Source organism: Ignatzschineria sp. RMDPL8A (assembly GCF_029815055.1).
In the GTDB taxonomy this organism is placed as follows: Bacteria; Pseudomonadota; Gammaproteobacteria; order Cardiobacteriales; family Wohlfahrtiimonadaceae; genus CALZBJ01.
The window spans coordinates 1,717,847-1,743,502 of record NZ_JAPPWA010000002.1 but is presented as its reverse complement, the minus strand read 5'-3'; the positions used below and the strand labels follow the sequence as shown (position 1 = coordinate 1,743,502).

At 45.5% G+C, this 25,656-nt stretch carries 18 protein-coding genes, 1 tRNA gene and 1 riboswitch; of the genes, 11 read left to right on the top strand and 8 right to left on the bottom strand.

All coding sequences use genetic code 11. The annotated features are described in order from the left end of the window. Nucleotides 1-332: 332 nt before the first annotated feature. The 3 genes from OXI21_RS09335 to OXI21_RS09325 form a co-directional block, all read right to left on the bottom strand. Nucleotides 333-1,523: an MFS transporter gene (locus tag OXI21_RS09335; protein WP_279619306.1), complete on the bottom strand. Its 1,191-nt coding sequence runs from the start codon at nt 1,521-1,523 to the stop codon at nt 333-335. Between the two features lie 151 nt (nt 1,524-1,674). After that, entirely contained in the window at nt 1,675-2,490 is an 816-nt protein-coding gene (locus OXI21_RS09330; protein ID WP_279619305.1) for a hypothetical protein, read from the bottom strand. Between the two features lie 24 nt (nt 2,491-2,514). After that, nucleotides 2,515-3,057: a hypothetical protein gene (locus tag OXI21_RS09325; RefSeq protein WP_279619304.1), complete on the bottom strand. Its 543-nt coding sequence runs from the start codon at nt 3,055-3,057 to the stop codon at nt 2,515-2,517. A 188-nt stretch (nt 3,058-3,245) separates the two neighbouring features. Here OXI21_RS09325 and OXI21_RS09320 point away from each other — a divergent pair. Further along, a tRNA-Asn gene (locus OXI21_RS09320) sits at nt 3,246-3,322 on the top strand. A 95-nt stretch (nt 3,323-3,417) separates the two neighbouring features. Here OXI21_RS09320 and OXI21_RS09315 read toward each other — a convergent pair. From OXI21_RS09315 to OXI21_RS09305, 3 genes are all read right to left on the bottom strand, one after another. After that, nucleotides 3,418-3,777: a DnaJ family domain-containing protein gene (locus tag OXI21_RS09315; protein ID WP_279619303.1), complete on the bottom strand. Its 360-nt coding sequence runs from the start codon at nt 3,775-3,777 to the stop codon at nt 3,418-3,420. 9 nt (nt 3,778-3,786) lie between these two features. Continuing rightward, nucleotides 3,787-6,051, bottom strand: a complete 2,265-nt coding sequence (locus tag OXI21_RS09310) for a pentapeptide repeat-containing protein (RefSeq protein ID WP_279619302.1) — start codon at nt 6,049-6,051, stop codon at nt 3,787-3,789. A 151-nt stretch (nt 6,052-6,202) separates the two neighbouring features. Continuing rightward, on the bottom strand, nt 6,203-7,981 hold the full coding sequence (locus OXI21_RS09305; RefSeq protein ID WP_279619301.1) for a hypothetical protein: 1,779 nt from the start codon (nt 7,979-7,981) through the stop codon (nt 6,203-6,205). Nucleotides 7,982-8,233: 252 nt separating this feature from the next. Here OXI21_RS09305 and OXI21_RS09300 point away from each other — a divergent pair, with 252 nt between their 5' ends. The 5 genes from OXI21_RS09300 to OXI21_RS09280 all read left to right on the top strand — a co-directional run bounded on the left by OXI21_RS09300 (nt 8,234) and on the right by OXI21_RS09280 (nt 16,660). Beyond that, entirely contained in the window at nt 8,234-10,231 is a 1,998-nt protein-coding gene (locus OXI21_RS09300; RefSeq protein ID WP_279619300.1) for a PhoX family phosphatase, read from the top strand. A 233-nt stretch (nt 10,232-10,464) separates the two neighbouring features. Further along, nucleotides 10,465-10,579, top strand: a riboswitch (SAM riboswitch). A gap of 122 nt (nt 10,580-10,701) precedes the next feature. Further along, nucleotides 10,702-12,981, top strand: a complete 2,280-nt coding sequence (gene metE, locus OXI21_RS09295) for a 5-methyltetrahydropteroyltriglutamate--homocysteine S-methyltransferase (RefSeq protein ID WP_279619299.1) — start codon at nt 10,702-10,704, stop codon at nt 12,979-12,981. Nucleotides 12,982-13,374: 393 nt separating this feature from the next. After that, nucleotides 13,375-14,598, top strand: a complete 1,224-nt coding sequence (gene argJ, locus OXI21_RS09290; RefSeq protein ID WP_279619298.1) for a bifunctional glutamate N-acetyltransferase/amino-acid acetyltransferase ArgJ — start codon at nt 13,375-13,377, stop codon at nt 14,596-14,598. A gap of 7 nt (nt 14,599-14,605) precedes the next feature. Beyond that, nucleotides 14,606-15,496 (top strand): acetylglutamate kinase, encoded by an 891-nt coding sequence (gene argB, locus OXI21_RS09285; RefSeq protein ID WP_347815535.1) that lies wholly within the window; start codon nt 14,606-14,608, stop codon nt 15,494-15,496. Then, nucleotides 15,497-16,660 carry an aspartate aminotransferase family protein gene (locus tag OXI21_RS09280; RefSeq protein WP_279619296.1) on the top strand — a complete coding sequence of 388 codons (1,164 nt, stop codon included), beginning with the start codon at nt 15,497-15,499 and terminating at the stop codon, nt 16,658-16,660. 138 nt (nt 16,661-16,798) lie between these two features. On the opposite strand, the gene OXI21_RS09275 is transcribed toward OXI21_RS09280, so the two are convergent. Then, nucleotides 16,799-18,718 (bottom strand): NAD(P)/FAD-dependent oxidoreductase, encoded by a 1,920-nt coding sequence (locus OXI21_RS09275; RefSeq protein ID WP_279619295.1) that lies wholly within the window; start codon nt 18,716-18,718, stop codon nt 16,799-16,801. 241 nt (nt 18,719-18,959) lie between these two features. Here OXI21_RS09275 and OXI21_RS09270 point away from each other — a divergent pair, with 241 nt between their 5' ends. Genes OXI21_RS09270 through OXI21_RS09255 form a run of 4 tightly spaced genes read left to right on the top strand, consistent with a single transcriptional unit; the run spans nt 18,960 to nt 21,931 of the window. Beyond that, the gene (locus tag OXI21_RS09270; RefSeq protein ID WP_279619294.1) at nt 18,960-19,547 is read left to right on the top strand and encodes a hypothetical protein; all 588 of its coding nucleotides are present in this window, start codon (nt 18,960-18,962) and stop codon (nt 19,545-19,547) included. 17 nt (nt 19,548-19,564) lie between these two features. Next, nucleotides 19,565-20,326, top strand: a complete 762-nt coding sequence (locus OXI21_RS09265) for a CDP-alcohol phosphatidyltransferase family protein (protein WP_279619293.1) — start codon at nt 19,565-19,567, stop codon at nt 20,324-20,326. Next, nucleotides 20,319-21,263, top strand: a complete 945-nt coding sequence (locus tag OXI21_RS09260; RefSeq protein ID WP_279619292.1) for a phosphatidate cytidylyltransferase — start codon at nt 20,319-20,321, stop codon at nt 21,261-21,263. The genes OXI21_RS09265 and OXI21_RS09260 overlap by 8 nt, the downstream gene beginning before the upstream one ends. Beyond that, complete coding sequence (locus OXI21_RS09255) at nt 21,260-21,931, top strand: lysophospholipid acyltransferase family protein (protein WP_279619291.1); 672 nt, start codon at nt 21,260-21,262, stop codon at nt 21,929-21,931. The genes OXI21_RS09260 and OXI21_RS09255 overlap by 4 nt, the downstream gene beginning before the upstream one ends. A 31-nt stretch (nt 21,932-21,962) precedes the next feature. Here the strand turns inward: OXI21_RS09255 and OXI21_RS09250 are convergent, their stop codons facing one another. Next, entirely contained in the window at nt 21,963-22,787 is an 825-nt protein-coding gene (locus tag OXI21_RS09250; RefSeq protein ID WP_279619290.1) for a pirin family protein, read from the bottom strand. A 934-nt stretch (nt 22,788-23,721) separates the two neighbouring features. Between OXI21_RS09250 and OXI21_RS09245 the strand changes: the two genes are divergently transcribed. Beyond that, nucleotides 23,722-25,563, top strand: coding sequence for an SLC13 family permease (locus OXI21_RS09245; protein ID WP_279619289.1), 1,842 nt, complete (start codon nt 23,722-23,724; stop codon nt 25,561-25,563). Nucleotides 25,564-25,656 lie beyond the last annotated feature (93 nt).

Below are 25,656 nucleotides of genomic sequence, written 5' to 3'. Positions count from 1 at the left end.
ATTTCTCTTTATTTTCAATTAATTTTGAGTCTGTTTTTTACGCAATGAAAAAACGTATACCACCCTAACCTGTATTTTCGGACCTGTCAAATTTTCGGGGTGTATTTTTCGTTTTATAGGGCGCATTTATGCTCGATTTACCCTAAAATGAGCACAAAGACGAGCATAAAAATGGAGATGAAATAGAGATGGGAAAGGGAAAAAAGAGGATACATTTTATGATACGGTAAAATGAAAAATCCCCCATTCTAATGGGGGATCTCAAAAAGTTTTTTATTCACTTTTCGGCGGGATAATTAAACGAAATAATCTTAAATAGCGCTTAAGTAAAATTAATGGCCTGAATCGATTGACTCAATTTTAGGCAAAAAGAGGGTGAGCATGCCTAAAAGGGGTAAAAATGAGCAGAAAATGAAGACCGATTGGAGGCTTGTTTTGTCCGCCATGAGTCCTAAAAGGGCGGCGGCAATACCGCTCATTCCGAACATAAAGCCAAAGAAGAGTCCCGCGATCATTCCGGTGCGTCCGGGGACGAGTTCTTGCGCGTAGACAACAATTGCTGAAAAGGCAGACGCGATCACAAGCCCGATAATAATGGTGAGAAAAATGGTGCCGTAATAGCCTACATGAGGAAGAATAAGCGTAAACGGGGCGACGCCGAGGATTGAGAACCAGATCACATAGCGCCGGCCAATTTTATCGCCCACAGGGCCGCCCACTACGGTTCCCACCGCCACAGCGGCTAAAAAGACGAAGAGGAGATTGACCGCGTGTGAGCGTGATAGCTCAAACTTTTCAATTAGATAAAAGCTGTAGTAGTTACTCATGCTTGCCATATAAAAATATTTAGAAAAAATCAGCATGCCCAAAATTCCGAGGGCCAGAAAAGTTTTTTTGCGTCCAAAGGGGAGCGGTGGCGGAGTAAAGGTTTTGCGAGCCGCGCCATTTTCTCGATTAAGGGAAGCGCTCCAGTGGCTTATTTTAAAGAGAAGCAAAATGGCGATCGCGCCGAAAATGGTAAAATAGAGGATATTTTCCTGCTTAGCGTGGCGCACAATGATTAAACTTGCAAGAAGCGGGCCAAACGCGGACCCTAAATTACCGCCCACTTGGAAAATCGACTGAGCAAGGCCATAGCGTCCGCCTGAGGCATAGCGCGCAAGGCGTGAGGCTTCTGGGTGAAAGATAGAAGAGCCAATGCCCATAAAGGCCGCTGAGATTAAAATCACCGAATAACTCTCCGTCATCGAGAGCATCGAGATGCCAAACACTGTTGACATCATCCCAAAGGGTAAAAGATAGGGCATCGGCCGCTTATCGGTAAAATGGCCAATCCCCGGTTGCAAAATGGACGCGGTGAGCTGATAGACAAGGCTAATCGTTCCGATTTGGGCAAAGGTGAGTGCAAATTTATTTTCAAGCAGCGGATAGGTCGCGGTCAACATCGATTGAATCAGGTCATTCAACAGATGGGCCGAGCCGAGCATCAGTAATATATAGACAGCAGGACGTTGATATTTCATGGTAGTAGCGGTTATTAATGAGTCATTTAAGGCGCGTCGAGGCGCGCGTTTATTATTATGCTTGCACGTTTTTGCGTACAGAATCTAAGCATATCATGGGAAATGCCGATTGCCTATCTAGATGAAATATCAACCCTCTGCCGGAGATCGGTTATTTGATAATGGCGGGATAATTATAGTAGAGCCCAAGGAGGTAATGCATCACCATTCGTTTTTCATAAAGGTGCGTAAAGAGGAGGGTAGCGCCGATAAGGCTGATAATGGAAACGAGAATAAACACGCCTTTTCCGGGAAATTTTAGGAAGATAAAATAGATAATATGGGCACTTAAAAAGAAGGCGAGGCCTAAGTAGAGACAATTTGCCCAGAGCGGCCAACTGCCATAAATACGGACCGATAGAAGATTAAATGAGAGCATTGTTGCTGTATTGAGGAGAAGGAAAATCGTCACACCTAAAAATGGGGCAATGAGTAGAGCGGCACTATAGGCTCTTAAAGCGGGAAGGCGAAGGGCATTTAAGAAAACCGACGAGAAAAGCGCGATCCAAGTATAGGAGACCAGCATTAGCGTATAGATAACGGTTTTCTCTGTGTCTGGATCATTGCTATAAACGAGCCTTGAGAGCGTCCGATCGAGATAGATCGCAAGCAGAATGGTTAAAATACCTAAGATCCCAATGCCGATGAGAAACAGGGGGCGCGTGATTTTACCGGAATGATTGGGTGTGCTGAAATTAAAGAGCGCCACAATCGCGGCGAGCGCCAACCCACAGCTTGTGATGGTGTGAAGTCCGCCCGGAGCAATGGGCAAAATTCGAGGTGCTGAAACTTCAAAGGCGTGCAGCCCAATATAATAGGCAAGCGCTGATAAGAGTGTGATGATCACTAAAATGCGCGCTTTGGGGGATTGAGTTTTATCGTGTGGGCTGTTCTCAGCTACGGCGGGGGAGGCGGTTAAATCGGTCATGAGTGTCTCGTTTGCAATCAATAATTAGAAATAGGTAATGGTGGGGAAAGCTTGTTTGACGGAGATCTTTGTCGGGCGCTTATGGTCATCTTCATGAATCGTTTTATCATAGTGATCGCTCGAGCTTCGAATGATGACCTGATGATTTTTATCGACCATTGCGATAAGGATCGCTTCCCCTTTAAATAGCGTCTCGTTGAGATTTGAAACCGTTCCCGACAGCGTCATTTTGCAGTGCGCCGTATCGTCGATCTCAGTAAGATCCGCAAGCAGCCACGCATCCATTGAAATGGTATGATCGCCGTGGGAGAAAACATAAAGATCATTCGGCTGGATGGCGTGCCCCATGGAGAGCATGCGTGGATATTGAGAATAATTTTCCGTGCTAAGCAGAGTATATTGATCGTCAAATTTGAGGCGGCAGTGCATATTATCGGCATTCACCTGTACGGTAAAATTGCGTATAAATACCTTTTCCGGATCGCGAGTATCGATCACAAAGAGATAAAGGAGAAAGACGGTGATCGCAATGAGCGAGGTGAGGCTAATTATAAAGGTTCGTATCATATTGTTTACGGGTTCTTATTTTGGATTTAATGGACTTTTCGATCATACATTATGAGATATATTAAGGGGTTATTATGCTCGAAAGTTTGATTTAACCCAGCAAAAAGACTTTCTTTGAGGAATTATTGCCCAAACGCAAAACTTTATTTGACGGAAACGGAAAAATCTCTATAATACCTAATCTCTAGTCCTCGATAGCTCAGTTGGTAGTAGCACTTGACTGTTAATCAAGGGGTCCCTGGTTCGAGCCCAGGTCGAGGAGCCAGACACGAGAAAGCCTAAGAATGTAAGTTCTTAGGCTTTTTTCTTGCGTAAAATTTGTGATCTATTCGTATGCTCTTCTCATCTATGGGCTATGTTTTAGGGAGATTTGTGACGCAGATACTTTTCGATAAAGCGGGTATCAAAACCGGTAATTTCCATTTTTTGCAGTAGCCGTTTCAGTTTACGGTCGAGCGCATTGAGCGTCATCTCATCGCGATCATCGGTGGATGCGATCAGTTTCGCAAGGGTGACCGCCTCTTGGCGCGCCTCAAGCTCGGGCGGTAAAAAGCCACTATTTTTGAGAATTTTATACCCCATACGGAGTGTCTCAGGTGTACGAGCATAATCATCATCAAGATCGAGTGATTTCCCTTGATTTGGCAGATTATCGAGCTCACCTTGTTGTTGCGCTTTCGCGATGGCACGTTCAGCTAATTGATTAAAAAAGAGGCTCATCGGTTAATCTCAATCCTCATGTTTTTCAGATGCATCATTTAACGCTTCTTCCGCCTGTTTTCGGGCTTTTGCGATCTTATCAAAGTCGGTAAACATCTCGGTGGCAAGTTGCTTTTCATCGGTTGAAAGGGCATCAAATAGCGCCTCAAAATCGTTACCATGATCGAGATAGTGACGCTGAAATACCTGCAGATATTCGCGCGTGGTTGTGAGCTCTAAACTGCGATAACCGGTGTAACTTTCGCCAAGGTAACGGGTCTCCCCCGAGCGGCGCAATGATTGATAGGCAAAATAGGCCTCTTTAATCGAGATCCGCCAAATTTCCCCATCGAGATGATCCATATAATATTTATAGATATCGCGCCCTTTATCGGAATGAAGCAACTGATCGAGCTGATTGGGATGAAGCGGATAGCGATCTTCTCCATCGATGAGTTGAATCACAGGCTTTCTCTCTAAACTGGTAATATTTTTGATGCCCGGAAGCCCATTAATGCCCCGTAAACGAATGTGATCGTCAAGAAAATCCTGCAATGAAAAGAGCGTATTTTGCATGCTCGCTCCATAAAAATAGGCTTTATAGGCAAGCTCGGTAAAGATCGCTTCAATGCAGTTGGTAAAGTGAAAAGTTGCGCTACTGATCTGTGACCGGTGGAATGAGGCTTTTTGGCAGTGTGCCATGGTGAAATCTGAGCGATTAAGCGTTGCTCGCTTAAAATTCGCCCGTTCACAATGGGCAAAGCGGAAATCGACATAATTGAGCTGGGCATTGGCAAAATTGGTGTCTCGGAGATTCGCGGAAGAGAGATCCGAGCGGTCGCCATGAATTCCCTTTAAAATCGCATGAGAAAAATCGAGCCTAAAGTTGAGCGCATTGGTGATCGTCCGCATCTGAGGCAGATCCCGATGGGTAAGGAGATGAAAGAGAATATTGATCTCATTGCTCGGCTCTTCATGATGCTGACTCACATAGACCGAATCCTCGCCGTAATGTTCCATAAAGGGTTTTTGATAGATTTTCCGCGCGATGGAAGGGTAATAATCGAGGAGATAATCCTGCGTATTGGTAAGGCTACGAATATGGCCGCACAAAATATTGAGAATCTGTTCATGGAGCGAATAGGCTTTTAAATACGCATTAATCTGCGCTGAACTTGGGTGATGCTTTTGCAGATAATGGCGTTTTAATTTACTTTGACTTGCGGGGTCAAGGGATTCTTTTGTGTCGCGAATATAGGGAATAATTGCCGATTCTTGCGGTTTTTCATAATAGACGTAGCCATGTTTTTGCTCAAGATAGGGAAGCGCTTTAACCGCATCTTTCACAATCTCCCAAAGGATATAGATCGCGCCGATCCGCACCGATTCATTGCTATCGCCCAATAGTTTAATTCCTTCATGGAAACGTTTTTCCACCTCACTTTCACGGTCTTGTTGCTGAGTGTAATCAAATTGCTTTTGCGTATGTTCAAATTGACGCTCGGAATTTTTAAGATTTTGATTGCGAATATAGGCCACATAGAGCGCGACAAAGACTGCAAAGCTCGCAAACGTACCGATATAGATATTGAGTAAAAACCCTTTGGTATCGTTCGCGTGAAGGAGATCGAGCGGAATCTCTTTGGTAAAGATCGCCACGAGATCAAAAATAAAGAGCGACACAATAAAGGAGAGTGAATAGCTCACCGCTAAAATCACGAGCGCCACAATAAACCAGAAAAAATGGTGGGCCGCATCGGAGGATTCTTGGCGCGGGCGGCCTTTTAAGGTGGAATGTTGCCCACTTGTGATCCACGCAAAAATAAGTAGGTGGAGCGTTGTCACAATAAAAAAGATAAAGAGATAGTTGATCACAAGGCCCATCACGGTGAGATGTTCGGGCGCGTTGAGATTTTGCCAGATGGTGGATGTGGCGCTAATGAGTAGCGGGGCGGTGATAAAGCTCGCAATCACCCAGAGCGCCTTGGTGCTAAATCGAATAGCCGTCAGTAAAATGGTGCTGACATAAAAGGCCAAAAAAAGCAGTAATAGCCACAACGTTAAATCGCCTAAATAGGGCGGTTTTAGGGTGAAAATATCGCGGTAGGCGATCTCACTTAGAAAGATTTTTCCAAGCCCTAATAAAATAAGCCCGTGCAAGAGTAGGGCAAGCAGGCTTAATCCTAAAAGAGAGAGGGTGTGGCGAAGGCGTGCGGATAGAATCATAGGCAAATAGCGTCCCATTCGGAAGGCATCTTGATTAAACTCAACAAGATAAAGAGGTGAATCAATCACAATCTGACTCTCTATTATAGACCGATTTTTTCGATCAGGGCGAATCGATCTCACGATTGAGACGATTTTCGGACGTTTTCAGAAGTTTTTAGGGCATAAAAAAGCAGATCACTTAGGATCTGCCGTTTGTTTGGGTCGAGATTAAGCGAGATTAATCTTCTTTCGGTCCCATTTTTCCCGCATGTTGCGCCGCTTTTGCAAGCTCAAGAGGTTTTGGCGTTTGATCTCGCTCGGAGATAACCACCTCACTATAGGGAATGGTCCAATGATGTTTCTGCGCCGCTTTCACACACGCCCGCTGCATTAATCGTGGCAGTGAATAGTAGTAATTGAGTGCATTAACCCCCATCGAGGCAATCACGGTATAGACAAGGCCGGACGCACTATCGATCTCGCGGAAATCGACGGTAATCGCATTGATCGCCTTTTTCATGCCCTCATCAACATTGATGGTATGGGCTTCCACACTCTCCCGAATTTTTTCGATTGTCTCTTCAATATCAAGATCAAAATGGTCGTGGCTTAGGGTGAAATTGATGGTGATGCTATAGCCGTAGGTGAGGTTTTTCGGTTTTGCCGCAATAAAGTTTGCCGTCGGGTAATTGATCGTACTGCCAAAGGAATCAAGATAGACCGATTCAGGCGTTTGACGCACCACTTTCGCATAGGTTCCATCGATGATCACGGTATCGCCCGGGCGGCACGGAAACCAGATCTCATCCATTTTTACAGGCCGTGAGAGCATGCCATCTAATAGATCCACATTGAGGCGAAGTTTGCCGTTATCAAGCGCGGGATTGACTAGATAAACGGAGTAAAGATTAATGTTTTCAATTCTCCATGGAATCCCTTGATAGATGAGGCGTTCGCCTTCGCGGGCAAGCCCCATATTAAGAAAGGTACGGATCTTTTTAAAGTACGCCGGAATGGAGTTACGGAAGCTAATTAGGAAGGCCAATAAGATTAAGATCGCAAAGCCAAACAGCACCATATCGCCCGATGAATGCAGAATCACGAGGAGCGCTGTAAAGGAGATAGCAAAGGTTGCAATCTGATAGAGCAGGAGCGTTAAGCGCCATGCAAAGGAGGTTTTGCGATGTTTATATTTCTTCTCATGATAGACCGTGAGGCGATTGAGAATCCAAGAAAAGAGGTAGAGCAGCCCAAAAAACGCCCCGAAACTTAAGAGTAAAATGAGCCCGCGATTGGTCAGAAAATTGATCGTGCCATCAATCATGCGTTCAATAAAGGTGCCTTCTTTCTCAATCTCTTGATATTCAAGCATCACAAGATCGAGCTGATTTTGGAAGTTTGCTTTTTTGATCTCCCAAGAGGCACGAATTTTCTCTAAACTCTCTTGCGAGGCGGGGGATAGGGCGGTTTTATCGATCTTATCGAGATGCTTAATCCCTTTATCGATCATCGCAACGCTCTCTTCAAGCGTATTTTTATTGGCTCGAACGCCATCTTTTTTACGCTGTGATTCGGTGAGATCTTGGAGCGATGAGAAGACCGGTTGAATAATTTGGATCAGCTCTTTTTGCCAATCGTAGGTCTCAGGATCTTGGGATTCTTGCGTGGTAAAATTCTCGAAACGATCGATATCAAGGCCACCAAGCGCCTTTTTCTCAAACATCGTTTCAAAGTTTTTCTTTTGCAGGGTGAGCTGATCGAGCGTATAGGTGAGCGACTCTTTTTGCTCCGCATCATCCGCTTTCGCGAGTTCTTTTTTAATCGCCTCTTTCTTAGCGATGACATCATCAAGATTGGTTTTAATCTGATTGAGTTCTTCAACCTCATTGGGCACCGTTTGCGGTTGCGCGGTATCGGTTTGCGCTGTGGCAAAGGAGGCGCACATCAGCACCAAAAATGCGATCAGCGTGCGGAATAAACGCGATTGATCTCTCAGTATCGTGAAGGGGTGTTTCATAGAAAAGTCCTTTGGGTTAGAGAGCGGAAAAAGTAAGCGTGGATGGCGTCTCATCCACATTATAGGATTACATAGGGATTATTTGATTACAAATTTCATGACCAATATTTAGGCATTGATTTTTACGCACCTTAACAAAAAACCATGGGCTTATCGAGGCTGTCATCATCTTGTCATCGAGAGCGATTAGGCTAGAGACATTCAATTAATGAGTCACACAATGATGCATTCGAATCAAAAGGAGAATCAATCATGGGTAAGCCAAAAGCAGTCTATCTAAAAGCCGCGCACGGGGATTTGATCAGCAATGAGAGTGAAAATACTGTATTTTCAGATGTTCTCGAAAAAGGCGTATCGCGCCGTGATCTTTTACGTAAAGCCGGGGTTGGAATCGGGATTCTAGGGGCGGCAATGATCCCGGGAATGGGCGCAGCGACAACGCTCACCGCGAAATTTGGATCAAGTGCAGCCTCTGCGGGTGGACGTGTTGATTTAGCGCGTTTACTTCGCTTTGAAGCGGTGCCATTTTCAACAGAAGATACCATCATCGTTCCGAAAGGGTATAAAGCGCGTGCATTTTACAGTTGGGGCGATGCGGTTGGTTTAAATGGCAATATGCCGGAGTTTAAATTTGATGGTAGCAACAGCGCCGATGATCAGCTCGCTCAAGCGGGAATGCATCATGATGGCATGGCTTACTTCCCGATTGGCGATCATAAAGCCGGCTCGAAAAATGGGCTGCTGGCGATGAACCATGAGTATATCGATAATGGCCTACTCTTTACCGATGGTGATCAAAATTGGTCGCTCGAAAAGGTGCGTAAAGGGCAAAATGCGATGGGAGTTTCCGTGGTTGAAGTCTCAAAATCAGGCGGCGATTGGCAAGTGGTGCGTCCCTCAAAATATGCGCGCCGCATTACCCCACACACGCCGATGAAAATCTCAGGACCCGCGAAAGGGCATACCTTAATGCGTACTTTAGATGACCCGAATGGCGAGGTGATTTTAGGGACCATGCAAAACTGTGCAAACGGGCAAACCCCATGGGGCACCTATCTCACCTGTGAAGAGAACTGGTCCGATATCTTTGTGAAAAAAGGTGAGCGCACGGCGCTTGAAAAACGCTACGGCATCTCCGATAAAGATGAGGTTTATCGCTGGAACGAATTTGATAAGCGCTTTGATGCCAATGAAACGCCCAATGAACCGAATCGCTTTGGATGGGTCGTTGAGATCGATCCATTTGACCCTACCTCAACGCCGGTAAAACATACAGCGCTTGGTCGCTTTAAGCATGAAGGCGCGGAGATGGTAGTGGCTGAAAATGGCCAAGTTGCGGTCTATATGGGCGATGACCAGAAGTTTGAATATATCTATAAATTTATCTCAAACGGCACCTATGATCCGAAGAAAGGCACAGAGAATAGCGCACTTTTATCAGACGGAACGCTCTATGTAGCGCGCTTTAATGATGATGGTTCGGGCGAATGGTTGCCGATGATTCATGGTCAAAATGGATTAACAGCGGCGAACGGTTTCCGCGATCAAGGCGATGTGGTGATTAATGCTCGTGGCGCAGCGGACGTGCTTGGCGCAACGAAAATGGATAGACCGGAGTGGATTTCAGCCAATCCTCATCAACAGGGTTCAATCTACTGTACGCTAACCAACAATAGCGACCGTGGTGAAGCGGGTTATCCTGGCGTTGATGCGGCCAATCCTCGCGCGAATAACCTCTTTGGGCACATTATTCACTGGCTCGAGCAGGGCGGCGATGTCACCGGCACGGCATTTAGCTGGAATATTTTAGCGTTAGCCGGCCGTGATCAAGCGGAAAATCGCAATCATGTAGCCAATCACCGTGGCGATCTTTTCGGAAGTCCAGATGGGCTGAAATTTGACCACAACGGACTCCTTTGGGTGCAAACGGACGTTTCAACCTCCACCTTAAACCAAAAAGTCTATAAGGGGATGGGAAATAACCAGATGCTCGTCGTTGACCCCAATGAAGGCTACTTTAAGCGCTTCTTAACCGGTCCAAGCGGGGCGGAAGTAACGGGCATTGCCTTTACGCCGGATAACAAAACGATGTTTATCAATATCCAGCACCCTGGTGAACCGCCAAGCGGAAATGCCGATGCGAAAAATCCTTCACAATATTCGAATTGGCCCGATCACCGTCAAGGCGGTCGCCCACGCTCTGCAACGGTTGTGATCGAGCGTGAAGATGGCGATATTATCGGCCTCTAAGGCTTGCAAATAAACGAAAAAATAGAAGAGACAGATGTCCCTGTAATCAATGATAGTTTGAATACTTAACTCCTTATCATTGACCTTTTGCCCGAATGCGTAGACCCATTCGGGCTTTTCTTTTTTTGGAAGATTAATTATTGATTTTGAAACGATTTAAAAATAGTTTGCAAAAAGACTTGCTTTTTATTTTAAGGCATGAGATCAATATATAGAGCCTTGTAAAAGGCGACAACTTATCAAGAGTGGTGGAGGGATAGGCCCTGTGAAACCCGGCAACCTGGACATATGTTTAAGGTGCTAACTCCTACAGCGATGATCGTTTTTTCATCGGCTGAGAGATAAGGAAGATTGGATTCTTAGCCAACACTTCTTGATAGACGCAAAAGTGTTGGCTTTTTTGTGCCAGCACCATTTTGAACGGATCGGTCATTTTGACATTACTGGATAAAAAGAATAAGGAGACAATCATGTCCACAGCTCATATTTTAGGCTTTCCCCGCATTGGTGCTAACCGCGAACTTAAATTTGCTCTTGAGGGCTATTGGAAAGGAACGCACGATCAAAAGACGCTTTTAGAGGTGGCGAAAACAGAAGAAGAGAGTGTTTGGCGTGCTCAAGCGGATCTCGATCTACTCACCGTTGGCGACTTTTCCCTCTACGATCATGTGCTCGATACCTCGGTACTTTTGGGCGTTGTGCCTCCGCGTTTTAATCACCCACACGGCGAAACTGTATCGCTTGATACCTACTTTCGCATTGCTCGCGGCCAAGCGCCGACAGGGGAGGACGCACCTGCATCCGAGATGACCAAATGGTTTGATACGAATTATCACTACATCGTGCCAGAAATCGAAAAATCACAAGCCTTTACCCTCTCCCATGAGCGTCTTTTTGATGCCGTAGCGCGGGCAAAATCCTTTAGTGATAAACCGGTGAAAGCGGTCCTTTTGGGACCAGTCACATGGCTCTATCTAGCTCGTGAAAAAGGTGAGGCCTTTGATAAGCTCACGCTTTTACCCAAATTAATCAGCGCATATGAAGAAATTATCGTGCGCCTTAATCAAGTGGGCGCGTCGTGGATTCAGATTGATGAGCCGATCTTAGTGCTCGATCTTGAATCTAGCTGGTTAAACGCGCTTAAAACGGTTTACGAAAGCCTCGGTAAAGTGAGTGATAATCTCATTTTGACCACCTATTTTGATCAATTAGCCGGTAATATTGAGACGATTAAAACCCTCCCCGTTGCAGGACTCCACCTTGATGGCGTGCGCGGTGATTTAGAGAATGTTGCGGGTCATTGGCCGACGGATAAAATTTTGTCTCTTGGGATTGTCGATGGGCGCAACGTCTGGGCGAATGCGCTGGAAAAGAGCCTTGATATCTTAGAACCTCTTGCTAAAAAATGGGGCGAAAAACTCTGGATTGGCTCATCGTGCTCGCTGCTTCATGTGCCCGTTGATCTGGATGCTGAGGTGAAACTTAATCGTGAAGTGAAAGATTGGCTTGCCTTTGGCATTCAAAAAATTGCTGAAATTGTCACTTTAGATCGGGGCATTAATGAGGGGCGTGAGGCGATCGCTGCCGAGCTTGAGCGTTCCCGCAATCGGGAAGAGGCGCGCCGTACCTCAACGAAAATTCATAACGATGCGGTGGTTCGCCGGGTCGCTTCAATTAAAAAGGGCGATGATCAGCGCAATGCCCCGTTTGAAGCCCGTGCTCAAATTCAGGCCGACCGCTTTAATCTCCCGCTTTTCCCCACAACGACGATCGGTTCCTTCCCACAAACGAATGAAATTCGCCAAATTCGCCGTCAATTTAGATTGGGGAATGTGGATGAATCAGCATATCGTGAGGGGATTTTAGCGCAGATTAAATATGCCATTTCGGAGCAGGAAAAACTCGGGCTCGACGTGCTGGTTCACGGGGAAGCGGAACGCAATGACATGGTTGAATATTTTGGTGAGCACCTCGATGGTTTTGCCTTTACGCAATATGGTTGGGTACAGAGTTATGGCTCGCGCTGTGTGAAACCGCCAATCATTTATGGCGATATTTCCCGCCCTTCGAGCATTACCGTTGATTGGATTAAATATGCCCAATCGCTCACAGATAAACCCGTTAAAGGCATGTTAACGGGCCCGGTGACGATTCTCTCTTGGTCGTTCCCGCGGGATGATGAGCGTGATGAAATTAGCGCCTATCAGATTGCGCTTGCCCTTCGCGATGAGGTGGTGGAGTTGGAAGCATCCGGCGTTGGGATTATTCAGATCGATGAGCCGGCAATTCGTGAATTATTGCCTCTGCGTAAAGATCGTCAAACTGCGTATCTTAATTGGGCGGAAAAAGCCTTTAGACTCACCGCGTCAGGCGTTAAAAATGAGACGCAGATCCACACCCACATGTGTTATTCCAATTTCAATGAGATTATCCATTCGATCGCCAATCTCGATGCCGATGTAATCACCATTGAAACCTCGCGTTCTGACATGAAGCTTCTTGATGTGTTCCGCGATTTTAAATATCCCAATGATATTGGCCCGGGCGTTTACGACATTCATTCACCAAGGATTCCGACGGTTTCTGAGATTGAGACATTGATCGAACACGCCACCGAATATCTCCCGAAAGAGCGTATCTGGATTAATCCCGATTGTGGCCTTAAAACTCGCGGTTGGGAAGAGGTGCGTCGAGCGCTGAATAACTTAGTCACTGCGACAGAATCCTTGCGTAAAAAGTATGTCGCGTAAGGCTTGCATACCGATCAATATATATTGATAAACGTATATCGATAAATCCTGAAATGGCTTGGCGTTGCCACGTAGAAAATTCTCTTAAAACGCCCCTTTTCTGTTTATCCCTTTCCGCCTCCAACTGCCTCCAAGTTGTGAGGCGGTTTTTTATGAAGAATTGCAGTGCTCGGTTAATTTTCTTTAAAAATGCGCGATATAGCAGGAATTAACACAATTATTGCGTTAATTTAGCGCATAACCAGGAAATTTATGCCAGGCTGTGTATCTTCGCTTGAATATGTGATATATAGAAAGAATCGGTAAAAAAATTATCGATCTATCTTAACGATTAGCTGATCTACGCTAATTAATAATAAATTCAAAAAAACTTTATAGATTTAAGGAGAAGCCATGGAGCTTTTAGAGCAGGGGAGTGTGACGTCGGTCCCTGGATTTAAAGCCGCCGGAATTGCGGTCGGCATCAAAAAGAGTGGTAAGAAAGATTTAGCATTAATCGTCAGTGAAACGCCTGCCGTTGCGGCGCTAGCATTGACGCAAAACCGTTTTCGCGCGGCACCAGTAGACCTCTGTTTTGATTATCTCCGACGACGTCCATTTCACAGAGCTCTCATTATCAATAGTGGAAACGCCAACGCCTGTACCGGTGATGAAGGGATGGAAAATGCCCAAAAAATGACAGAAGTAACCGCATCGCTCCTTGGAATTGAGGCTGATGAGGTTTTTGTTGCCTCTACCGGTGTAATCGGCCATCAGCTCGATATGAATGTGATGAATGCAGGGATTGAGAAAATTATTCCTGAACTTTCAAGCACCGGCGGTATGGACGCAGCAACCGCGATTCGCACCACCGATACCTTCGAGAAATCCTTAGCGGTACGCGTTGAGATTGAAGGTGTGTCGGTGACGATCGGTGGAATTGCCAAAGGCTCAGGAATGATTCATCCCAATATGGCCACCATGATCGGAATTATCACCACCGATGCCAATATTGATAAAGTAACGCTCCAAACGGCATTTTCAGATGCGGTGACCAACTCCTTTAATATGGTTTCCGTTGATGGGGATACCAGTACCAACGATTCGGCCTTTGTGCTCGCCAATCAAACGGCGAAACATAGCCTCATCGATTCAACAGAGAGTGAAAATTATCGTCTCTTTAAAGAAGCGCTCGATTATGTGGCAAAAACGCTCGCAAAATTGATGGCAAAAGATGGGGAAGGCGCGACTAAATTGATTGAAGCGGTGATCGATCACGCCGGCTGTGATAGCAGTGCGCGTCTTGCGGCGAAATCAATTGTGACCTCAAGCTTAGTGAAAACCGCCATTTTTGGTGAAGATGGGAACTGGGGCCGGATTTTATCGGCGGTCGGCAACTCAGGCGCAGACTTTGAGCCCATCCATGTCAAAGCGTGGATTGAAACAGAAAGCGGTAAAGTTCAGATCGTCGATAAGGGACGAGGTATTTCGTTCGATGAGGCGGTGCTTGATGGATTATTAAAAGATAAAATCATCATTATTCGCGTTGATTTAGGCGCAGGAGAGGCATCTGCAACGGCGTGGGGGTGCGATCTTTCGTACGATTACGTAAAAATTAACGCGGACTATAGGACCTAAAATCATGGTGTATAACAATCACGATAAAGCGCAAATTCTCGTCGAGGCGCTGCCCTATATTCGTAAATACGCGGGCAAAACCGTGGTGATTAAATATGGCGGTGCGGCGATGGTCGATCCTGAGATCCGTGCGGAATTTATGAAGGATGTGGTGCTGATGAAATATATCGGAATCCGTCCGGTCATTGTTCACGGCGGTGGGCCAGAAATTAACGCTATGCTGACTAAAATTGGCAAACAGAGCCATTTTATCGACGGCAATCGCGTCAGCGACAAGGAGATTGTGGAGATTGCGGAGATGGTGCTTTCGGCGAAAGTCAATAAGAGCATCGTTACCGATCTACAGCTCGTTGGCGGCATGGCAATCGGCCTTAGCGGGAAAGATGGCAATCTGCTCCACGTGCGCAAAAAATATATAGAAAAAGAGGGAGAAAAGATCGATATCGGATTTGTTGGCGAGGTGACAAAAGTTAATCGTGAGATTATCGATATGATGCTCGAAAACGATTACATTCCGGTCATCTCCTCGATCGGCACCGATAAAGCGGGCAATACCTATAACATTAATGCCGACTATGTTGCCGGCGCAGTTGCCGGGGCGCTGAATGCTCACCGTTTAATTTTCTTAACGGATGTCGATGGAGTATTCCGCGACTTTAATGACCCGAGCACCCTGATTGCCGATATGAGCGTCACTGAAGCGCTCGATCATATTGAAACCGGCGTTATTAATGGGGGTATGTTGCCGAAAGTGGGAACCTGCCTAAAAGCGATCGAAAAGGGCGTGAGCCATGTGATTATTCTCAATGGGAAAACGCGCCACTCCATTTTATTAGAACTGTTTACCGAAGAGGGTTGCGGTACGATGATCTACCGTGACGAAGAAGGAATTGATTAGATGTTATTAAATGTTTATGGACGGTATCCCGTCACGTTTGTTAAGGGCGAAGGGCTCTACCTTTACGACGATCAAGGGCAAAAATATCTCGACTTTGTTTCGGGCATTGCCGTTAATGGGCTTGGGCATTCTCATCCTAAAATGGTGGAAGCGGTGAAAAAGCAGGCCGATACGCTCTTTCATGTATCGAACCTTTATCACAATGATGCGCAAACTGAGCTTGCGAAAAATATTACCGATAAAACCGCCTTTGAGCGTGTGTTTTTCTGTAATAGTGGCGCAGAAGCGAATGAACTTGCGTTGAAAATTGCGCGTAAATTTGGCAACAGTCAAAACGCCGATAAAAACGTCATTCTCTATATGAACAATTCATTTCACGGACGCACCACGGGAACGCTCGCGGTCACCGGGCAAGTGAAATATCAGCAAGATTTTGTGCCGCTCATGCCACGCACGGAAGCCTGTGATTTCAATAATATTGAGGCGCTTAAAGCGAAATTTAACGATAATGTGTGCGCCGTTATTTTGGAACCGATTCAAGGGGAAGGCGGCTTAAGCTCAGCGTCAGTTGAGTATCTCAAAGAGATTCGTGCGCTTTGTGATCAGCACAATGCGCTGCTTATTTTTGATGAAATTCAGTGCGGCATGGGGCGCACCGGCTCGCTTTTAGTCTGTGAGCGAATTGGCGTGCTACCGGATGTAATTACTGTGGCTAAAGCGCTCGGTGGCGGGCTTCCGATTGGGGCTTGCATGACGCGCGGACAAGCAAACGAGGTGATGAAGCCTGGGGATCACGGATCTACTTATGGCGGTAATCCATTTGTGTGTCGCGTTGCCAATACCATTTTAGAAGAGCTGACAACCGGTGGTGTTATCGATCATGTCAATGAAATTGCTCCATATGCGATTAAAAAGCTCGAAGCACTGCAAGCGAAATACCCAACATTAATTGAAGGACTTCGCGGCGAGGGGTTACTGCTCGGGCTTAAAATGACCGATAAGGTTGAAGCAGGCGAGGTGGTTAAAAAAGCGCTCGAAGAGAAGCTTCTATTAGTGCCTGCAGGCGGTAATGTGGTGCGCTATTTCCCCGCGCTTATTGTAACGGAAAAAGAGATCGACGAATCGATTGTTCTATTAGAGAAAACGCTCAAGGCTTTTCTATAAAGTTTCTATAAAGAACTGATCAGATAATTATTAAGACAATAAGAAAGCCCCTCGAGGATTAAAAATATCGATCCTACGAGGGGCTTTTTTATCTGGAAAAGATGTTTATCTCTTCTTCATTAGTTGGATGAATTAATGTTATGCATCAATCTCATTGACGGCGCGGTGCGCGGCATCGATAGCAGCGTGCATATACGGGTCCCATTCAGAGTCAGAGTTTGCGATATGAATGCGGCCAAACGGTTGACGCGCGGTTTCGATAATTTTCTCCGCTTCCTCTTCATCATCAAAGAGCGTATTAACGCAGTACGAATACCCATGACCCCAGCGATTGACGGTGATGCCAGTAATCATCTCTTCATGATCAAATCCATATTGACCAAACATATTATCGAGCTGCTCACGAATCATCTCTTCAAAGTCGATAAAGTCGAGGCGAATCACTTTTTTACGCCCTTCAATCGACTGCTCGCGCGCAGTTTTACCACTGCCAGGCAGCACAGGGACGTGCACCATGTGAAAAATAATCGGCTCATCGGGCGTATCGGAATGCTCATACCCGCCGATCGAGACCGGATAATCGAGTTTTGTTAAACAAAATGGCGCAGTTGGTGCGTAGAGTTTATGAATGCCAAGCTCTTTAAAGACCTGCCAGTTTTTAAGGGCCACTTTCGCATAGACAAACGGAACGCGAATATTCTCAGAAAGGGCATCGCGCTGCGCTTTTGGCATGGAAGGAACCATATAAGGAATCATATTATTGTAGTTCGCCATCACGATGTTTTTGGCGCGAACACGATAGAGTGAATCATTGAGCGAATAGACAAGATCGGCAGTTTGATCATCATTATTTTCCGCATGAATTGCCGTAGCATTAAGGCGTAGGCGCGTTTTCGAGCCTTCCACATCGAGCTTACTATAATCAAATTTAGCGAGCACGATATCATTCATATCACTGCCGGGAGCTACCTCTGGAATCAATTTGCGCACCACTAATCGGGCAATTGAGGCGTTTCCATCAGGAAAGTGGAACACATACGGGTCATTTAGTTCGGCTTCCGATTCCTCATCCATGGGCGGTAACTTCATCGCTTCAAAACCGGGAAGTGCGCAGAGGCGGGCATCAACACATGGGGTTGCATCAATCCCAACGCCTTGGAATTCGGTGGTTTGTTGGGTGAAGAATTTAATCGCTGTATCGGATAATTTTACCTTATCGCGAAGGAATGCCTCGTAGCTTGTGCTGTCGAGATATTCAAGTTTTTCCTCAGTAGAAAGATCGCTTAAATAATCGGTTTTCTCTTCAAAGAGTTCAATGAGCGCCTTTTTATCAGCATCATTCATCGGGAAGTCCTCAATAAATTCCGCATAACTGCGGCCATTGAGTTTATCGCGTGGAATATCATCGGCCACTTCAAATCCAGGATCGCCGGCCACAATTTTATTCTCGCCCCAGTTTTTCTTATCAAAATAGACCGCTTTTGAGAGTCCCATATCGGGATAGAGATTGACGTCAAACGCCTGTTCTAGCGTATCGATATCAACGGTTAATTCCTTCATGAAATCCGTTGCAACAGGACTAAAGATCGAGCGAGGCGATTGAAGCGACTCACTTCCGGCATAGGTCATCATCATGCCTTTTGAGGTGGTAAATTCATTACGCGCGCAGTGACCGCCAAAATCATCGCTATTATCGAGGATTAAAATGCGATTATCGGGGTGTTTTTGACGATAAAAATAGGCGGCCGCAAGACCACTAATCCCAGCGCCCACCACAATGAGATCGTATGTTTCGCTGATCGTCTCTTTTTTAGGAAGATCAAAAGGTTCATCGCCACGCATTAAGCGGTGCGCGGTTTTAATTGAGCTTGGGACATTCCCACGCAGGCCCATTTCTGCCGGCGGATAGTAATTATAAGGAACGTTCAACTCCGGCATCTCCCCCTCTTTTGTGATGGCAAATGAGAGGTGTGCTAAGGGGGAAAGGGCGATTGCTGCCGCTCCAACGCCTTTTGCAACACCGTCTAAAAAGTCACGACGTGAAATCTTTTTACTCATAGATCTGTCTCCTTTATTTATTTGAGCATGCGTTTAATTATAACAATATAAAGGTAAATTTACGTTAACCTGAGGCAAACCAGCACACTTTTTTTGCTCAATCTTAGCTCATTGTTAACAATTGATAACATTTTAATTGACACGCTTTTAACGCGCAGTTATTATCGATGTTAACAATTGATTACTTTTCAATAAAATTTACATCAAAACTTAATAAGACTTGATAAAGGCGAGAGGGTCGATGATTAATACTCAAAGTGAAATACCACCTAAATCCTCAGGACGGATTGAGTTTGCTGCATTTGTTTGGGGATTGTGTGAGGCGACCTTTTTCTTTTTAGTGCCGGATCTTTTGTTAATGGCGATCGGAATCATGAGTTTTAAGCGTGGCCTACGAGCGATTGGCTTTGCCGTATTCGGCGCGCTTTGTGGCGGGCTGATGCTCTATAGCGTTGCGGCATTATCGCTCATTGAGATGGATGACCTCAGCGCGTTTTTGCTCGATATTCCATTTATTTCAGACTCAATGTTAGACACCATTAATGAAGGGATGAGTCATTCGCCAGAGATGACATTATTAACGAGTGGATTCATCGGGATTCCTTATAAAATCTACGCGGTATTTGCGGGGCTTCACGGGATGAATATGGTGAGTTTTCTCCTATTGAGCGGTTTGATGCGCACCCTGAGGTTCACTTTTTTAGTGTTATTGGTGGAATATTTGCTAAAACGGCCCCTTAAACAGCATTGCACGTTAAAACAAATTTATGTCATATGGGCATTGATTGCTAGCGCTATTTATATGATTTACTTTATACTGATTGTCTAATTATGAGGAGACTTATTATGGAAAAACCTGCTGAAAAACAACAAAAACGACGGGTGTTAAAAACGCGTTCAAATCCGCTTATGATTCGGTTTGCAAGCTTTGTTGCAACGAAAAAGATTACCCCCAATCAAATCTCCCTTTTGAGCATTCCTTTTGCCATCTTAGGTATGATCGGGCTCTGGACATGGAATCTAATGGAGCATCGCTTTCTCCAAATTACGCTACTTGTTATAGCGATTATTGGGATTCAAGGACGGCTTCTTTGTAATTTAATTGATGGAATGGTGGCAGTGGAAGGGGGGAAAGTGACCAAAGATGGCGAGCTCTATAATGATGTGCCGGATCGCTTAACCGACATTCTCTTTTTTGTGGGGCTTGGGCTCGGGGTATCGAAACCGTTTGGGCTAGAGCTTGGGTTAACCGCAGGGCTTTTAGCGGTATTAACGGCCTATGTGCGTATGCTTGGATTATCGATGGGTACGCACGCTTTTTTTGCAGGTCCGCTGGCGAAACAGCATCGCATGGCACTTTTAACCGCTGCAATTGTTGCAACGATTATTGGACTTTTTTATCATCTGACCGATGAGATTCTCTATACCGCGCTCATTGTGATCAATATCGGCGCGCTATTAACGATTATTAATCGCCTCCATCTTATTCGCCAATATGTGCTTAATCGCGACGATGAGGATGACGATGTAGATGGTGAGGAGCGGGCTGAAGAGGCTGAAGAGGTTAAAGAGAAGCCCTCGTTAGAAAAGGATGCGGATCATGCATAATTTTCCACTCAATGCGCTTATTATGGTGGGGGTGCTTCTTGGGATTTTAGGGATGTCGAGTCTTATTGTGTGGCGTAAACAACAGCGCGAACCTGAAAAAGATCACACCGAGCTGATTCTACGCACAAAATCGTGGTGGTGGATGATCGGGCTTGTGCTCCTTGCACTTTTTTTGGGGAAACGAGCGACGACGATTTTTTTCGCCTTTGTCAGTTTTCTTGCGCTCAAAGAGTTCTATTCTATTACGCCGATGCGCGCGGTGGATCGTAGGCTTGTGTTTTGGGCTTATCTCGCCATTCCAATCCAATATTATTTCGCCTATATCCAGTGGTATGGCATGTTTATTATCTTTATTCCGGTCTATATGTTCCTCTTTTTGCCGATGCGCGCGGTCTTAATTGGGGAGACGGATGGGTTTATTAAGGCGAACGCAACAATCCAGTGGAGCCTTATGCTCTGCGTCTTTGCTTTTAGCCACATTGCTTATCTTGCAAACCTTGACCGAATTCATATTCATGCGGGCTTTACGGGGCTTGTGCTCTATCTGCTTTTTGTGACGCAATTTAACGATGTAAGTCAATATGTCTCGGGGAAACTGTTTGGGCGCCATAAGATTATCCCGAAAGTGAGCCCGAATAAGACCTGGGAGGGCTTTTTAGGCGGACTATTGATTACCACCATTTTGGCAAGCCTTCTTGCGCCGGCACTTACGATTTTAACGTGGCAACAAGGATTATTGGCTGGTGTGATTATTGCGTCCTCTGGCTTTATTGGCGATGTAGTGCTCTCCTCGGTAAAACGGGATTTAGGCATTAAAGATAGTGGATCGCTCATTCCAGGGCACGGGGGATTGCTCGATCGGGTCGATAGTTTAATGTATGCCATCCCGCTCTTTTTCCACTACTTTTTTTATGTGACGAAAGGATATGCGCTATGAAATATTGGCAAAAAATCATCCAGAAAATTCGTGCTATTAAATGGGCAAAAATTCTCTTTTTTGGGCTTTTCGTTAAACCGATTGTCTTAATTGCGCTCGGGCTTAATTTGGTCAATCGCGAGAGGCTTCCGGCAGAGGGGCCTGCAATTTTAGCGGCCAATCATACGAGCCATCTTGATACGCTGGTGTTGATGAGTCTCTATCCGCTCTCGCAAATTCATCGAGTGCGTCCGGTCGCGGCGGCGGATTACTTTTTGAGAAATCGCTGGATTGCGTGGTTTTCGATCCATTGCCTCGATATTATTCCGATGCGCCGTTATGATCGCGTTGCGCCTGCTGAACTTTTTAACGAGTGTTATAAAGCGTTAGAGCAGGGGCAAATTATTATTTTATTTCCTGAAGGAACGCGCTCACAGACTGAAGAGCGTGAGTTTCGATTAAAGCGGGGGATTCATTATCTGATTGAGCGCCATCCGGAGACGATCGTCGTTCCGGTAATTTTACGGGGGTTAGGTAAAGCACTCCCAAAAGGGGAGGCACTCTTTGTCCCATTTAACTGCGATGTGATTATCGATCATCCGCTTCCGTTTGAAGCCGATTCAAAGATCTATTTAGAGACGCTTGAATCGCGCTATCAACTTTTATTGAAACGTTGCATTACTAAATAAAGGGGCACTATGAGCGATGAATGAATAACAATCAGTCCAAAAACGTCCCATTTTGATACGCAGTAATCGCATCATTAATTTCGTGGCGCTCATTCATCACAAAGGGGCCGTATTGAATCATCGGCTCATCGATGGGAAGGGCACTTAAAATCATCGCTTCACTGCCAAGTTCGGCGTTCATCATCACCAGATCTGAGGTGTGGTCGAGTGCGGCCACTTGTCCCTCTTTTAAAATCATATTGCCGATTTTCGCTTGCCCTTTTAAGAGATAGATTAAAACGGTGCGCGACTCCTCAAAAATAAAATGATCGCCCATGGCATCATTAAAGATAAGGTAGTAGATGTGAGGATCGGTCGCAGGAGGGCGGAGCTCAGTTTCTGTGCCATTATAATCGCCGCCGATTACATGAAGCGTATTGCCATTTTCAGTGACGGTTTCCCGCGCTTTAAAGCCGTGATAGGCAGGTTCTGCTACTTTTTTGGTTTTCGGCACATTGAGCCAAATTTGCATGCCGCGCATTTTTCCTTCCGTCTGAGCGGGCATTTCGCTGTGAATAATGCCGCGTCCGGTCTGCATCCACTGCACTTCCATATCGGAAATTGTCCCTTTACCACCGGTGCTATCTTGGTGGGTCATTTTGCCGTTTAACATAAAGGTGATGGTGTCAAAGCCTTTATGGGGATGCGCGGGGAATCCTGCAATATAATCGCTTGCGTCGTCCGATCCAAATTCATCCATCATGATAAATGGATTAGTAAATGGATAGTGTGTGCTGCTAAATACCCGCCGTAATTTGACCCCGGCGCCATCTTCCGTGGGCTGCGCGGTAAAAATGTGGTCGACTTCTCGGCTCATGACAACTCCTATTGTTTGGTAAATATCCTTCAAAGAATGACAGCATGCAGTATAGCGAATCATTTTTTAAGTGATAAGTTTATAGATTAAATAGCGGTGATCGAAATTGCTTACCGATAGATGGTTCAAATATAGTTTATATAAAGATATAGCGTTAGAGTTTTTCTGGCCGGCAAAAAAAGACCCCTCTTAAAGTAAGAGAGGTCAAAAAGAAGAGCTATTGCTGAGAATATTGAAAAGGTCTGGAGGTAATAGAAAAGCAATATTCCTAAAGATCTTCTTTAAAATGGGAAATGATAGGGCAGCTAAGGGGTATGACCAAAAACTGCCACCATCATCGGCAAGTGCGACGAGGTTGTGTAGTGTGTAGTTGTGTGCGCGTTTGCCATCGGTTTTGTTATCTATCTTATTAATTGATTAACGTTAAGGGTTTGAACTATTGTTTATCGTTACTGCTTATTACTGTGTGTTACTAAGGTTACTCATTTTTCTAGGTAGGTCGTGTCGAATAATTTATAGAGTCACTTACAAATCGTTCTGCACTCGTTGTTACAAAGGTCACATCTATACAAATGAATCATCACTTGGCTTATTAGTGTTAATTCTTAAATGAGAATTTGTATCAACTGATATCTATTATTAATGCGATCGAAGTAAAAGTAAAGCCTTTTTTTAAATTATTTTAGACTTATCACCTACTGATTTGATTTGTAGTGTTTTTTTGTCTTCGATTTAAGAAATAATCAACTTGTTAATGCAGTTATTGAGATTTATTCTCATAATAAATGAGAACTCCATCTAAAAACATTGTGGGGACGAAAAAAAGATTTTCAAAAACATTTACTTTTCAGAAAAATAAAGCGGTAAACGGGCACGATTTCGCTATACTATTGAGCGATAAATTTATAAACACTCAGATAAGGACGAAAGTAACATGAATGGTGAGTTAATCACGGTTTTAGCGTTGCTCTTTGCGGCCATTGTTGCCTTTTTAATGAACAAACCGCGCATGGATGTGGTGGCGATTATTGCCATTATCGTGCTGCCGATTACGGGCGTGATTACCCTTGATGATGCGCTTAATGGGTTTAGCGACAGCAGCGTTATTTTAGTGGCGGCGTTTTTCGTGATTGGGGAAGGGCTTGTGCGCACGGGCGTTGCCTATCAAGTGGGCGATTGGCTCGTCAAACAGGCGAAAAATAATGAGACGCGGCTGATTGTCTTTTTAATGCTTTCGGTCGCGATCTTGGGCTCGGTGATGAGCTCAACAGGGATTGTGGCGATCTTTATTCCCATTGTGTTAAGCATTGCTGCAAAGATGAAAGCCGATCCACGTCGGCTTATGATGCCGCTCAGTTTTGCAGGATTAATTAGTGGCATGACGACGCTCGTGGCAACGCCGCCGAACTTAGTGGTGAGCTCCCAGCTTGAGCAATCCGGTTTAGAGCCGTTTAACTTCTTCTCGTTTACCCCGGTCGGGCTCATTATTCTTGTGATCGGGATTATCTATATGCTCTTTGCGCGCCGAATTTTAGCGAAAAAAGCGGAAAAACCGATCGATAAAGCGAAACAAGGGCGTCGTCATCTCTATGACTTTATTCGCGACTATAAACTCACCGGGCGAAGCCGTCGTGTGCGCGTTAAGATCGGCTCGATGATGATTGGAAGTACGCTTGGCGAACTGCATTTGCGGGAAAATCATAGTGCCAACATCATTGCCATTGAGCGGAAACAGGGGCGCTTTGGGCATAATGTACTCGATGCGGTGCCAGACCGTGAGATTCGCCGAGATGATATTTTACTCATTGATTTTTTCTATCCGGAGCTCTTTGAGGATTTTTGTACCGAATGGAATCTTGAGATGCTTCCCTTTGCCGGCGACTATTTTACCGATCAATCCCGCGAGATTGGGATGGCAGAGGTGATTGTTCACCCGGATTCAGCCATTATTGGAAAGAGCCTGCTTGAGAGTGAATTCCGTTCCCATTATCGCCTGAACGTAGTGGGAGTTCGCCGCGATGATGAGGCGCTTGAGCATGAGCTCAGTAATGAAAAGCTGAAAAGTGGAGATATTCTACTCGTGATCGGTACTTGGAAAGCGATTAAACAGCTCCAAACCCATCTACAAGACTTCGTTGTATTGAGTATTCCGGCTGAGATTGAAGAGGTCGCCCCTTCCTCAAGTCAAGCGCCGTATGCGCTAATTAGCTTGCTCATTACCGTGGCTCTGATGATTACCGGGATTTTCCCGAATGTCCTCGTTGCGCTCTTTGGCTGCCTCTTAATGGGGGCGTTTAGCTGCATTAATATGGAAAATGCGTATCGCTCGATCCATTGGCAGAGCATTATTTTGATTGTGGGAATGTTCCCCTTTGCGGTGGCGCTGCAAAAAACCGGCGGGGTGGACCTTGCAGTGGAATTTCTCCTTTCGATGGTCGGTGATTTCGGCCCGCGCTTCCTCTTATTTGCACTCTTTTTATTAACGGCGGTGATTGGGCTCTTTATCTCCAATACCGCTACTGCGATTTTACTTGCGCCTATTGCAATTCAGGTAGCGAACGCGATGGAAGTCTCGCCGTACCCCTTTGCAATGACGGTGGCGGTCGCTGCATCGGCCGCCTTTATGACGCCGGTCTCATCGCCGGTTAATACGCTCGTTGTGGGGCCGGGGCGCTATAGCTTTGGTGACTTCTTAAGACTTGGCGTTCCTTTTACCTTAATTGTGATGATGGTGAGCATCTTTGTGCTTCCGGTACTTTTTCCATTTCATCCCTAGGCATTTGCCGCAATAAAAAGCCCTCCGAGCGTTGACTCAGGAGGGCTTTTTTTATGATCCATTAGTCTGAATAATGGAGTTGATCTTTAATCA

Excerpts from the sequence above, each read along its gene's own strand:
- OXI21_RS09275 (WP_279619295.1), bottom strand. The coding sequence starts at position 18,718 with ATGAGTAAAAAGATTTCACGTCGTGACTTTTTAGACGGTGTTGCAAAA.
- OXI21_RS09280 (WP_279619296.1), top strand. The coding sequence starts at position 15,497 with ATGTTATTAAATGTTTATGGACGGTATCCCGTCACGTTTGTTAAGGGC.
- OXI21_RS09260 (WP_279619292.1), top strand. The coding sequence starts at position 20,319 with ATGCATAATTTTCCACTCAATGCGCTTATTATGGTGGGGGTGCTTCTT.
- OXI21_RS09335 (WP_279619306.1), bottom strand. The coding sequence starts at position 1,523 with ATGAAATATCAACGTCCTGCTGTCTATATATTACTGATGCTCGGCTCG.
- OXI21_RS09250 (WP_279619290.1), bottom strand. The coding sequence starts at position 22,787 with ATGAGCCGAGAAGTCGACCACATTTTTACCGCGCAGCCCACGGAAGAT.
- OXI21_RS09325 (WP_279619304.1), bottom strand. The coding sequence starts at position 3,057 with ATGATACGAACCTTTATAATTAGCCTCACCTCGCTCATTGCGATCACC.
- OXI21_RS09255 (WP_279619291.1), top strand. The coding sequence starts at position 21,260 with ATGAAATATTGGCAAAAAATCATCCAGAAAATTCGTGCTATTAAATGG.
- OXI21_RS09270 (WP_279619294.1), top strand. The coding sequence starts at position 18,960 with ATGATTAATACTCAAAGTGAAATACCACCTAAATCCTCAGGACGGATT.
- OXI21_RS09245 (WP_279619289.1), top strand. The coding sequence starts at position 23,722 with ATGAATGGTGAGTTAATCACGGTTTTAGCGTTGCTCTTTGCGGCCATT.
- argJ (WP_279619298.1), top strand. The coding sequence starts at position 13,375 with ATGGAGCTTTTAGAGCAGGGGAGTGTGACGTCGGTCCCTGGATTTAAA.
- metE (WP_279619299.1), top strand. The coding sequence starts at position 10,702 with ATGTCCACAGCTCATATTTTAGGCTTTCCCCGCATTGGTGCTAACCGC.
- OXI21_RS09300 (WP_279619300.1), top strand. The coding sequence starts at position 8,234 with ATGGGTAAGCCAAAAGCAGTCTATCTAAAAGCCGCGCACGGGGATTTG.
- OXI21_RS09330 (WP_279619305.1), bottom strand. The coding sequence starts at position 2,490 with ATGACCGATTTAACCGCCTCCCCCGCCGTAGCTGAGAACAGCCCACAC.
- OXI21_RS09315 (WP_279619303.1), bottom strand. The coding sequence starts at position 3,777 with ATGAGCCTCTTTTTTAATCAATTAGCTGAACGTGCCATCGCGAAAGCG.
- OXI21_RS09265 (WP_279619293.1), top strand. The coding sequence starts at position 19,565 with ATGGAAAAACCTGCTGAAAAACAACAAAAACGACGGGTGTTAAAAACG.
- OXI21_RS09305 (WP_279619301.1), bottom strand. The coding sequence starts at position 7,981 with ATGAAACACCCCTTCACGATACTGAGAGATCAATCGCGTTTATTCCGC.